This window comes from Paenibacillus sp. FSL F4-0087 (assembly GCF_038020215.1).
Lineage (GTDB): Bacteria > Bacillota > Bacilli > Paenibacillales > Paenibacillaceae > Paenibacillus > Paenibacillus taichungensis.
Genome location: NZ_JBBODJ010000001.1, coordinates 4202232 through 4213814, shown reverse-complemented (window position 1 = coordinate 4213814; position 11583 = coordinate 4202232). Strand labels below are relative to the sequence as shown.

Sequence of the window (11583 nt, the reverse complement as noted above, 5' to 3'; positions counted from 1 at the left end):
TTTCCTGATCTACTGGACCAAGCTTCATTACTGAATTAATGTCGCTTCAGGATCTGGCAGTTCATGATTGGATTTATAAGGATATCCAGGATCATAAGGTACAGCCTGGATCTGTACTTCTTTCACATGACTGAAACGAGTTAAGAGAAGTGTCTTCGCCCGATTCGCAATCTCTTGTGCCTCAAGCACGGAAATTCTAGGGTTCACACTAATGACCAGTTCAATTGTAACATCATGTTCCTGTTCACGTGCTACCAGATGTTCAATCGTAATAATGCCATATACACGCTGCACCGTCTCTTTGAAGTCAAGTGCTTCTTCCTGTTCCAATTCCTGAACAAGTGAACCATATACGGTATCCACAATCATTCTGTAGCCTTTGTGAAGCACAAAACAGGAAGCGATCAATGCAGCTGCGGGATCCATATATCGAAGAATACTCCACCCCATCGTTTCTCCTGTCATGGAACCTACAATACCGACCAAGACGATAAGCGAACAGTAGAGTGCACGACGATGCTGCTGTGCATAAGCTAGAGCCTGCGATTGATTTCGTTTACGGAAATATCGGTATTGATATTGAAAGATTGCTTCTTTCACAGCTAATGCTGCAAAAGCTACCACAAGTGCATGAGTATATTTCTCAAGCGATTCTGGTACATCTCCGGACAGACTACCCAAAGCGGAGATGGCGATCTGCAAACCTCCCATAAGGATAAGCACAGATAATAATACCGAAATTCCAGGTCTCGCGATACGTGAATGTTCCTTTGACCGCTCCCTACGAGCCTTTCTTTTTGTTTGTACAGACTTCGAGGGAAAGAGGCCGGACAATGAAGAAGCAGCTTCTGAAGCAGAGTGCAGGCCGTCTGCAAGCAACGATTTGCTGTTTGCCATATAACCGAACCCAGCCTTAATTACTGCAAGTGTCAAATTCCCGGCGATCCCGCTCCACGTGGCAGCGTGAACAGAAGGGAAACGTTCTCTGGTCATGGCGATGCCCCCCTTAATACTCTACCTAAAGTTGCAAAACCGCGCCTGGCAGACGCGGCTTCACAATACAATGTTTAGTTGGATGCTTTGACAGCTGCTTTAGGTTTCTCTGTTTGTTTACCTTTGAGCGCCAGCCACAATGGAGCGGCGATATAGATCGAAGAATATGCACCGAACAATGTTCCGATGACCATAGCAAGTGAGAACATGCGAATGGATTCTCCACCAAAAATAAACAAGCAGAGCGAAGCGACAAACACGGTGAATGTTGTATTCAGGGAACGTGTCATCGTTTGGGCCAAACTGCGGTTGACTACTTCACGCAAATCGGCTTTCGAAGTCTTTTTAGCAAAACGCATATTCTCTCGAATCCGGTCGAAGATAACGATTGTATCATTGATCGAGAATCCGACAATGGTCAGTACAGCCGTAATGAAGGTCAAATTCACTTCCAGTCGGAAGATCGAGAACACACTAATCACTACAAATGCATCATGGAAGAGCGCAATTACAGCAGCCAAACCAAACCGCCATTCAAATCGGATGGCTACATAGATCATAATCCCGATACTTGCGATAAGAACCGCGTATATGGCATTGCGTTCAAGTTCTTTAGCCATCTCCGGGTCAACCGTGTTGACTTCATAAGAAGCGGTTGTATCCAGCTTGGTGAACTCTTGCTTAAACTTACTTTCCTGAGTTTCATCCAGTACGTTCGAGAAACGAACGTTAACCCGATCAGCACCAGGTGTAATATGAACATCTTTTGTGTCAACACCAAGATCACTAACAATGGGCTTAATTTGTTCCGTTGTGATGGCTTTAGACACCGTAATATCTACATTAGAACCCGAACGGAAATCTACCGCATAATTCAATCCCAGGGCCAAAATACTGATGATCCCTGCAATCGTCAGAATGATGGAAAAGGCATAGGCAATTTTACTGCCTTTAACATAATCAAAATTCCAATTAAAGCGCACGAATTTCACTCTCCTTCACTCCGAAGTACTTAGGCTTCTTCAACACGTTAGCCCGCACAAGCAGGGTCAACAGGAAGCGGGAGAAGAAAATATTCGTGATAATGCTGGTCACGATGTCAAAAATCAGCACGAGTGCGAAACCTTTAACCGCACCTGTACCCATGAAGAACATAACTGAAGCGGCAATGATCGTTGTGATGTTGGAGTCGATAATTGTACGGAAGGAATGTTTACCTCCTGCTTTAACCGAAGACAATATCGACTTGCCACTGCGCATTTCTTCCTTGATCCGCTCGTACGTGATGATGTTGGCATCCACGGCCATCCCTATACCCAGGATAAATGCCGCGATACCCGGAAGGGTAAGTACGAATTCTCCCATATAGAAGATTGCAAGTACCAGCCATGTATGTGTAATCAGGGCAAAGCTCGCAATAATCCCCGGAATACGGTACAGACCAATCATGAACACCAGGATAATCACGGAACCAATTAATCCCGCTTTAATCGTCTGGTCCAGAGATAGTTTACCAAGCGTTGCACCAACGCTTTGAGAGTACTTCTCTGTCAGTTTCAACGGCAACGCGCCCAAATTAATGGTATCGCGAAGCTGATTGGCTTCCTCACGTGAGTAGTTACCCGTGATCTGTGCAGAGCCATCACTCAGCTGCTGCTGCACGGTTGGAGCGGATAACAGCTGATCATCCAGATAGATGGCCAAGGGTTGTCCAATCAAACGTTTGGTAATTTCAGCAAACTTCGCTTTGTCTTTAACCTGGATATCGATCATCGGTGCGTTCAACTGGCTGAATACTACTTTGGCACCATTCTCCACGAACTCATTTCCCCGAAGCTCGATTTTCGTGTATTCGCCTTCTTTGTCATTCTCAGCTTTACTGCGGAAGGTCATGACAGCAGGTTCTTTCATTTTGGCTCTGACTTCAGCCTCGTCGGTAACCCCGGCCAGCTTCAAACGGATCCGGTTTGTTCCTTCAGTTGTTACTTCCGGCTCGCTTGTTCCGAGCGCATTGGCACGGCTCTCCAGACTTTTTGCTGTTTGCACCAAAGATGCTTTGGTGACTTGTTGTCCTTGTTCCAGCGGCTCTGCTTCATATAAGATCTCGTAGCCTCCTTTTAAATCGAGGCCCAAGCGTATATTTTTGAGCAGCCCTGGACTTGTGCCCAACATTACTCCTGCGGTCACAAGCACGACCAAAATGAAACTGACGATTCTTTTCATGCCGTTCCTAGATCCCCTTTCGTTCTCAATATTCCCATTATAGCGATGCCGTAAAAAGCAGTCAATTTCCAACAAAAAAGATCCCTTTCGCTAGAAAGAGGACCCCCGGTATGCAGACACGGTCATAAAGTTCATAAAGCTTGTTGCTTTCAGTGACAATATGTCGTTCACCAGTTGGTGAAGCGGTGGAATGCCCTGCTTTTCATATTTATGACTGATGCAATTCCAGACATCTTTGCTGGTGACATATTCGTAACCGACAAGCCTTAGTTCCTCTGCTTTGCTACGGCAGAGCATCTCTATAGACTGTTCCAACTCCACATCATTCATTTCTTCCAACGGGGAGCCTCCCTTCATACATCCAAGCCTTTATGCGGCATCAATATTACATCATTCGACTTTACCCGATCATATTCCTTCTTGCTGGTGATGGATCTTTTTGTTAATCGTGTCCAAGTTGTCATGAGAAGATATTGGACTGGCATAGGATGAAGAACGACGGCTTTGTCCCGTTTATGAATATCTGTACTCCAACCGGGAAAGAGGGGTAGTCTTGAAGAAACAGACATTTATCCAGGGAGCCATGATCCTGCTCGCCGCAGGCATCATTAATCGGATTCTCGGGTTCATCCCGCGCATTGCGCTGCCACGGGTTATCGGTGCAGAAGGAGTTGGCATCTACCAACTGAGCTATCCCTTTTTCATCGTACTCGTCACATTAATCACTGGCGGTATTCCATTGGCTGTAGCCAAGCTCGTAGCCGAAGCGGATACAGGTGCCAACCGTTATTCACCCCAGCGAATTCTTCAAATCAGCCTGAGCTTCACACTGACCCTTGGCGTTGTGTTTATGTTTTTGTGCATTATCTTCGCTCCATGGGTCACCCGTTATGTGCTGACCGATGAGAGGGTCTATCACACGTTTGTCAGCATGAGCCCTATGATTGCCATCATCGCCGTATCTGCAGTCTACAGAGGATATTTCCAGGGAAAGCAAAACATGATGCCTACGGCTGTTTCATCTATCGTAGAAACGGTCATTCGTATTATCTGTGTGATCTGGTTTTCCTGGCTCCTCTTACCCCGAGGAATTGCTCAAGCTGCTGCAGGAGCCATGCTTGGAGCACTCGTCGGAGAATTCGTCGGTATGCTTGTATTACTATGGAACTATGCTAGGCAGAAGAAATATATGGATCAACATCTGCCCATACTCGAATCTCCAATCGAACCCAAACCTGCTATTTCAAAAAACTCAATTGGCTCAGAACCTGGACTTCTTCGTCGTTTACTCGCGATCTCTGTACCTGTAACTGCCGGGCGATTAGTTGGTTCCCTCTCCTATCTCGCTGAGACGATTGTAACCGCACAGAGTCTAGCTATTGCAGGTATCTCCAAAGGGCTCGCCACGGCCCAGTATGGTGCATTACAAGGCATGATTATACCGCTACTTCTACTGCCGGGAGCATTAACGTCCTCGCTAGCCACGTCACTTGTCCCTTCATTGTCTGAGGCCTCGGCTCAAGGTGACCGTGCGCTCATACATAAACGGATGCATCAGGCGCTGCGGCTAGCACTTGTAACAGGTGCTCCATTTTCTGTTTTTATGTATGTGCTTGCCGAACCGATGTGTCTTGTTCTGTATAATGATGCATCGATTGGAAGCATGCTTAAGCTCATGGCTCCTTTTGCTTTGTTTATCTACATTCAAGCTCCTCTTCAAGCCGCCCTTCAAGCATTGGATCGTCCGGGAAAGGCACTGCTCAATACATTTATTGGTGCTGTCATCAAAATCACATTGATTTTGGTACTCGCCTCCCGACCAGAATACGGTATATTTGGTGCGGTGATTGCCATTTGTGTGAATTCAACGGTCGTTACCCTTTTACATGCAAGAAGTGTACGCAACCTTTTACAGTTCCGTTTCAAGGTAATGGATTGGGTCAAAACGGGCACTGGTATGGTTATCATGGGCGCCGCTACTCTGGTCATATATGAACAGACTGCATCTTTGCTTCCATTTTGGATCAGAATGCTTCTCGCGCCCCTTGTTGGTCTAATCGTTTATTTCATTGTTATGGGCTGGACCAAAATGATTGATTTTCACGATCTTTCCCGTGCTCCCATTATTGGTTCCTGGTTTAAACGTCGTTCTTAGACGTCAGTTATCTTTGTCATCTTTGGAACTTACATAAACTTTCTCGTTATGATCGATGGAACAGATAAACACATCTTTGAAGTCCGTAATACCTTTTTGCTGGATCTGATTTTTAAGCCAAAATCTCGTTTTCTGAATCAGTTCAAGGTTCTGATCCTGAACTTTGCCATCCATGATCAAAGGCAATGGCAGCCCTTCATATTTGATATTTTCAAACCCATCTATTTTATTTTTTCTTGCTTTTTGTTTGGAATTAAATCCTGTCGAACCAGTACCTGATGAGCCGCTATTACCGTCTGAAGAACTCTGCCCTTTTGAAAAAACAGTCAGCTTGCCTGTCGTCTCCAATATGGCGAAGTCAACTTCACCAATGCTGTCTACATTCTGTTCGCGAAGTTGCTGCAGCAAATCGTCCAGATTGTAACGCTGCTTGCGCATCTCATCTCGATGCAATTTACCTTTGGAAATTAACACGGTCGGCTTGCCATCAATCATCAGCCGCAGCTTCCGGCTCTTGAGACTGAGAAAAGCTATGGCAATCTGTACTACCAGTACCGTCAGCATCGGTACAATACCATGGAATAACGGCTTATTGATATCTTCGATGACAAATGCCGCAATTTCTGCAAGCATGATAGATACGACCAAATCAAACATGGACAGCTTTCCAATCTCACGTTTACCCATGATCCGGATAGAAGCATAAACAATAAAATACATGAGTATGGTTCGAAAAATATGTGCTCCGACATCTGAGAAATTCACAACAGGGTTCCTCCTTCGGATCTGAATTTTATACAGGTACCTGAAGCGTAATCCCTATTTTGACCTGAAGCTTACATGCTCATGCAAATATAAACTGTTCATTTAATGGAAAATTCAGTTCATAAGTAGGAAGGCTTGACCATACACTGTATTAATTTCAAACTTGTACAAGGGGGTTGCTTCATGCAGTTGATTCGCCGAATGGTTTCATTTCGAATGTCTAACCCAGTTCTTTCGGGCCTCTGTCATGCTTTTGTGTGGATGATGTTAGGCGCACTGATCCTATCCTTCTTTCTCTGGATGACCGGAATGCGGGAACAGGATCTTTCCCTGTATACTTATGTTGTCCATGGCTTGTCTTTACTGGTTGGTGGATTTGTATCTGGCAAGAGGTCAGGTGAGCGAGGCTGGTACCACGGAGGTATTACCGGAATCGTCTACGGACTAATCGTATTGCTGATTGGGTTTCTGGCACTTGATGCCTCATTCAATTGGAAAGACAGTCTGCAGCTTGCAAGTGCATTCCTGATTTCTGCACTAGGCGGCATATTTGGAGTCAACACACGAAGATCATAGAAGATCGGGGTGTAACGGTTATAAGTAAAAAAGAAAAAGAGAACCGGGTCTCCAAAGAGATCCAGTTCTCTGATAGTGAAAAATACGCTGCAAACGTACTCATAGCCTTACAGGCTTTTAAACATCTATGGTCTATTCAGCCGTTTCACGTGCAACTGCACTGCTAATTGCATTACGATCGAATGTCAGTTTAGTAACATCGTTTACACGCAATACAACCACATCGTCTGTGATTTCAGCAATCGTTCCGTGAAGACCGCCGATTGTAACAATTTTATCGCCTTTTTTCAATTGTCCTAACATGGAATTACGTTGCTTTTGTTTTTTGTTCTGTGGACGAATCATCAAGAAGTAAAAAATTGCAACCATGAGTACCAAAGGTACAATCAAAGATACAATTCCACCGCCAGCATTAGCGGTTGTAGCTGGTAATGCTTGGAACATTCAAACTCCCCCTTATCGACTATACGTACAGATAATACTTGTTACTTCGGTTCCGCAAAAAACCTGATCAGAAACCTTTGTCATTGTCATGAAGACCATATTGATCGAAAAATTCATCCCGGAAATCAAGCAAACGATCTTCCATTATGGCTTTACGCACATTGCGCATCAAATTCTGCAAGAAATGAAGATTGTGGATGGTCGTCAAACGTAAGCCAAACGTTTCATCCGCTTTGATTAAATGACGCAAATAGGCTCTTGAATAGTTACGACAAGTATAGCAATCACATTCAGGGTCTAGTGGCCCAAAATCGGTTGCAAACTTGGCATTACGAACTACCAGACGTCCTTGGCTGGTCATCGTTGTTCCGTTACGGGCAATTCGGGTAGGCAAAACACAATCGAACATGTCCACTCCGCGAATCGATCCCTCAATCAATGCATCGGGTGAACCTACACCCATTAAATAGCGTGGTTTATTGGACGGCAACAAAGGAACGGTGTAATCCAATACGCCATACATCAAATGTTTCGGTTCTCCAACACTCAGTCCACCAATAGCATAACCCGGGAAATCCATGGAAGTCAAATCTGCCGCGCTTTGGCGACGAAGATCTTCATGCATGCCTCCCTGTACGATGGCAAACAGCCCTTGATCATTCGGACGAGCATGACTTTCCAGACAACGTTCTGCCCAGCGGCTCGTTCTTTCAAGTGATTTTTTTACATATTCATACTCAGCCGGATACGGCGGACACTCATCAAATGCCATCATAATATCGGAGCCCAGTGCATTCTGGATTTCCATTGCCACTTCAGGCGAGAGGAATTTTTTATCTCCGTTTAGATGGGAGCGGAAGTTAACGCCTTCCTCCGTAATTTTGCGCATCTCACTCAGAGAAAACACTTGGAACCCGCCACTGTCAGTCAAAATCGGGCGATCCCAGTTCATAAATTTGTGCAGGCCGCCTGCCTGACGAATAATTTCATGTCCGGGTCTCAGAAACAGGTGGTACGTGTTGCTCAAAATGATCTGAGCATCCATTTCTTTCAACTCTTCGGGACTCATCGTCTTCACCGTCGCCTGTGTTCCTACAGGCATAAAGGTTGGTGTCTCAATAATACCGTGAGGTGTATGTACACGTCCCAAACGGGCTCCGGATTGTTTACAGGTTTTGATATGTTCGTACGTAATTGCTGCCATTGGTTTTAATCATCCTCTAAAAATTAATCGTAATACCTTCACTTCTCAATAAATCAACATAGCATCGCCAAAGCTGAAGAAACGGTACTGTTCTTTAATTGCTTCCTCATATGCATGCATGATTTGTTCTCTACCCGCAAGCGCACTGACCAGCATGACCAATGTGGATTTGGGAAGATGAAAATTCGTAAGCATCCCGTCGATCACTTTGAACGTATATCCCGGATAGATAAAGATTTTGGTCCAGCCGCTGCTTTCTTGCAACTGCCCGTCTTCAAACTTGCTTCCAACCGTTTCAAGTGTTCGACAACTTGTCGTTCCTACAGCAAATATACGGTTGCCACGTTTTTTCGTTTCATTAATTAGATCCGCTGTCTCTTGTGACAAAGAGTAATATTCCTCATGCATAACATGCTCTTCAACTTTGTCAACTGACATAGGCCGAAATGTTCCGAGTCCAACGTGAAGCGTGATGAAAGCTACATTAACGCCTTTATCCCGAATCCGATTCAGCAGTTCTTCTGTAAAATGTAATCCTGCTGTCGGCGCAGCGGCGGATCCTTCATGTTTCGCATATACCGTTTGATACCTTTCACGGTCATCCAGCGTCTCTCTGATATAAGGAGGCAGCGGCATTTCACCCAGACGATCCAGAATCTCTTGAAAGATTCCATCATAGGAGAACGTAAGCAAACGCGCACCCATTTCGCCTTCCTCATCAATGACTGCCTTGATCTCGTCACTAAAAACGATGACCGAACCAGCTTTCAGCTTCTTGCCTGGTTTAACCAGAGCTTCCCAACGATCGCCCTCTACGTTTTTGAGCAGAAGTACTTCCGCCTTTGCCCCGGTGTCCTCTTTGGTTCCAAACAAACGCGCTGGAAGAACACGTGTATCATTCAGCACCAGTGTATCTCCAGGCTGAAGGAAGTCGATAATATCAGGAAACGTGTGATGGTTAACCTCACCATTTTCCTTATTTAAGGTAAGCAGCCGGGACGCCGTGCGGTCAAGCAGTGGCGTCTGTGCAATTAATTGCTCCGGCAATTCAAAATCATATAAGTTCACATTCATATTAGATTCATTCCTTAACAATAGTCACATTTTGATAATAGTGTTTCAATATTGCCTGGTAATCATACCCTTCATCTGCCATACCTTTGGCACCCCATTGGGACAAGCCTAATCCGTGCCCATTACCCTGACCGATGATCATGAAGCTTTGGCCCTGAGTTACAGCTCGAGCTTGACCATCACCACTCATAACCACAAGTGCATTACTGGATGAAGTTCCTGTGCCCGAGGCAGATAGTACAGCAGCACCCTGTGAGCCGGTTTTACTTGCTGTTTTGCCGTCAGCGCCTAATACAGTATAACTTCCGGTCCCTGCAATATCAAATAAAGTACTAGGTAATCCACCTAAAGCAGAGCGGTAGGTATCTGCATATTTTACCGTCATAGGCTGGCCGTTGGCTGTAACTTCAAGTGCTCTTCCTGATGGCCCGCGCTTGGTCACTTCGAGCGTTGAGATCGAAGATGGAACAGTTGAAGTCGTTTTACCCTGTAGGGTTTTAACCAACTGGGCTGACGTGAATGGTCCTCTTACCCAAGCATAATCATTGGACTGCGGCACTTTGGCCAGAACAACAGCTTCGTTGCCTGGATTTATTTTCGCTACCGGTTCAACATTGGATTGAATTAACGGAACGGGACGCACATTGGTATTTTGGGCAGTAACCGTCACTTTGGCTAAACCCGCATCTGTTTTGGTCGTTAATTCTTTTACATTATCCTCGCGGATATATCCGCTGACTCCTGTACTCAACAGCACATGATACCATGTCTGTAATCCAGCTTGGGCTGATGTATCTCCCTGGCTGTCCACATTACTGAACACATCCCCGCCTCCATTCCATACTTCGGATGGATGTGCAGTCTGTCCGCCTGCATTGGAAGAGAATACGGCTTCTACGATTTTACCACCGCTCTTGATGACTTCTCCAGAGGTGGCGTCAACCGCACTGGAGACTTTATCATTCTCTGAACCCATTCCGTTGTAAGCCTGACTGAGCGTGGTATCCACAACATTGGCAATTTTAAAACGATCTCCCTGTTGAAGCGCATAAGAGCGAGCAGCGACAGCTTGTACTTTCAGCGCTTCTGCTGGCCAGGATGAATACACTTCTGCACCAACAACAGAGTATAAATATTGCTCCAGTGGAACTACATTAACCAAAGCCAAATCGCCGTTTACAATGCTAATTTCCATGTCACCGCGATACGTCCGTCCGGAACGTTCCACCACTTTGATTCCACTGCCGTCTCCTTGTACAAAGGCTTTAGCTTCACTGCGGACAATAGTGTAATGCGGGGCTACTTTAAGTGTATCCGTGCTTAACCCAGCATCCTGGCGGATGATAAGAGCAGCACTATTACTGTTTACCGGTGATAGACTTACTCCTGGAACACTGGCCTCCACACTCTTCTTGAATGCAGACAAATCAGCTTCTGATGAGGCCTCACCCACCCATACAGCATAGCCTTGACTGCCTCCATCCAGTTGAAGCACCGTATAGGAACTAACTCCTGCCGATGCAAAAGATGCTTGTGCCGCTTCGGCCTCTTGAAGTGAACTGTATACTCCTGCAGACAGACGCTTGCTGCCTGTTACCGCTGGTTTTTGTCCGCCTAGTTGGGCTGCAGCCACTTTTTGTACACGGGCTACCGCTTGACCAGCCAACGCTTCTGTTGCATAGTTTCCTGTGTAGAGCTGATAGGTCGCTTTACCATTTAAAGAAGTTGTAAACAACAACGGTTTATCACTAGTGGCCTGCAACAATTTTGCGGCTGCTGCCGCCGTTTTGAAATCCCCTGTTTCCAACACTTTGACGCGGAATCCGTCCGCACTGAAACGGATTTGTCCTGCCGGAAGAGTTATACTTGCCCCGCGCTCCGAACCGATATTCCATTTCCCACTCGACTCAAGCGTAATCAGTGGTGTAGTCGATTTATACGTACTTCCCAGGTTCGCAAACATAGCAACCCGGATTATCTGCCCATCACTTTCAGCGGCATAAACCGGCACTTGCAGGCATCCTACCGTCAGCAGAGCTGCGGCCAATACCTTCAAACGCCGACTCCACTTCTTTGTTTGTGTTGCTTTCACGATCAGTCTCCTCTCCATGTTTGTCCCAAGTTGTATATTAAGATGAATCTCACTGAT

At 45.7% G+C, this 11583-nt stretch carries 11 protein-coding genes; 2 read left to right on the top strand and 9 right to left on the bottom strand.

The genetic code is table 11. The features are described from left to right. Positions 1–27: 27 nt before the first annotated feature. The 4 genes from MHB84_RS19445 to MHB84_RS19430 all read right to left on the bottom strand — a co-directional run bounded on the left by MHB84_RS19445 (position 28) and on the right by MHB84_RS19430 (position 3546). The gene (locus MHB84_RS19445) at positions 28–993 is read right to left on the bottom strand and encodes a cation diffusion facilitator family transporter (protein WP_076287748.1); all 966 of its coding nucleotides are present in this window, start codon (positions 991–993) and stop codon (positions 28–30) included. Between the two features lie 74 nt (positions 994–1067). Beyond that, on the bottom strand, positions 1068–1976 hold the full coding sequence (gene secF, locus MHB84_RS19440; protein ID WP_076287747.1) for a protein translocase subunit SecF: 909 nt from the start codon (positions 1974–1976) through the stop codon (positions 1068–1070). Beyond that, positions 1966–3216 (bottom strand): protein translocase subunit SecD, encoded by a 1251-nt coding sequence (secD, locus tag MHB84_RS19435; protein WP_076287746.1) that lies wholly within the window; start codon positions 3214–3216, stop codon positions 1966–1968. The genes secF and secD overlap by 11 nt, the downstream gene beginning before the upstream one ends. A gap of 90 nt (positions 3217–3306) precedes the next feature. After that, positions 3307–3546, bottom strand: coding sequence for a post-transcriptional regulator (locus MHB84_RS19430; protein WP_175383441.1), 240 nt, complete (start codon positions 3544–3546; stop codon positions 3307–3309). A gap of 223 nt (positions 3547–3769) precedes the next feature. Between MHB84_RS19430 and spoVB the strand changes: the two genes are divergently transcribed. After that, complete coding sequence (gene spoVB / locus MHB84_RS19425; protein ID WP_076287745.1) at positions 3770–5371, top strand: stage V sporulation protein B; 1602 nt, start codon at positions 3770–3772, stop codon at positions 5369–5371. Between the two features lie 3 nt (positions 5372–5374). Here spoVB and MHB84_RS19420 read toward each other — a convergent pair whose 3' ends face one another. Further along, positions 5375–6091 (bottom strand): DUF421 domain-containing protein, encoded by a 717-nt coding sequence (locus MHB84_RS19420; protein WP_076288259.1) that lies wholly within the window; start codon positions 6089–6091, stop codon positions 5375–5377. Between the two features lie 228 nt (positions 6092–6319). Here MHB84_RS19420 and MHB84_RS19415 point away from each other — a divergent pair, with 228 nt between their 5' ends. Further along, positions 6320–6712, top strand: coding sequence for a TIGR04086 family membrane protein (locus tag MHB84_RS19415; protein WP_076287744.1), 393 nt, complete (start codon positions 6320–6322; stop codon positions 6710–6712). Positions 6713–6844: 132 nt separating this feature from the next. On the opposite strand, the gene yajC is transcribed toward MHB84_RS19415, so the two are convergent. The 4 genes from yajC to MHB84_RS19395 form a co-directional block, all read right to left on the bottom strand. Beyond that, entirely contained in the window at positions 6845–7156 is a 312-nt protein-coding gene (gene yajC, locus MHB84_RS19410; protein WP_063567705.1) for a preprotein translocase subunit YajC, read from the bottom strand. 67 nt (positions 7157–7223) lie between these two features. After that, positions 7224–8360 carry a tRNA guanosine(34) transglycosylase Tgt gene (gene tgt, locus MHB84_RS19405; RefSeq protein ID WP_062325081.1) on the bottom strand — a complete coding sequence of 379 codons (1137 nt, stop codon included), beginning with the start codon at positions 8358–8360 and terminating at the stop codon, positions 7224–7226. A gap of 45 nt (positions 8361–8405) precedes the next feature. Continuing rightward, positions 8406–9434 carry a tRNA preQ1(34) S-adenosylmethionine ribosyltransferase-isomerase QueA gene (gene queA / locus MHB84_RS19400; protein ID WP_076287743.1) on the bottom strand — a complete coding sequence of 343 codons (1029 nt, stop codon included), beginning with the start codon at positions 9432–9434 and terminating at the stop codon, positions 8406–8408. Between the two features lie 7 nt (positions 9435–9441). Further along, positions 9442–11544 carry a SpoIID/LytB domain-containing protein gene (locus tag MHB84_RS19395; protein ID WP_076287742.1) on the bottom strand — a complete coding sequence of 701 codons (2103 nt, stop codon included), beginning with the start codon at positions 11542–11544 and terminating at the stop codon, positions 9442–9444. Positions 11545–11583: the final 39 nt, after the last annotated feature.

Excerpts from the sequence above, each read along its gene's own strand:
- yajC (WP_063567705.1), bottom strand. The coding sequence starts at position 7,156 with ATGTTCCAAGCATTACCAGCTACAACCGCTAATGCTGGCGGTGGAATT.
- MHB84_RS19415 (WP_076287744.1), top strand. The coding sequence starts at position 6,320 with ATGCAGTTGATTCGCCGAATGGTTTCATTTCGAATGTCTAACCCAGTT.
- MHB84_RS19395 (WP_076287742.1), bottom strand. The coding sequence starts at position 11,544 with ATGGAGAGGAGACTGATCGTGAAAGCAACACAAACAAAGAAGTGGAGT.
- secD (WP_076287746.1), bottom strand. The coding sequence starts at position 3,216 with ATGAAAAGAATCGTCAGTTTCATTTTGGTCGTGCTTGTGACCGCAGGA.
- tgt (WP_062325081.1), bottom strand. The coding sequence starts at position 8,360 with ATGGCAGCAATTACGTACGAACATATCAAAACCTGTAAACAATCCGGA.
- MHB84_RS19420 (WP_076288259.1), bottom strand. The coding sequence starts at position 6,091 with ATGTATTTTATTGTTTATGCTTCTATCCGGATCATGGGTAAACGTGAG.
- MHB84_RS19445 (WP_076287748.1), bottom strand. The coding sequence starts at position 993 with ATGACCAGAGAACGTTTCCCTTCTGTTCACGCTGCCACGTGGAGCGGG.
- MHB84_RS19430 (WP_175383441.1), bottom strand. The coding sequence starts at position 3,546 with ATGAATGATGTGGAGTTGGAACAGTCTATAGAGATGCTCTGCCGTAGC.
- queA (WP_076287743.1), bottom strand. The coding sequence starts at position 9,434 with ATGAATGTGAACTTATATGATTTTGAATTGCCGGAGCAATTAATTGCA.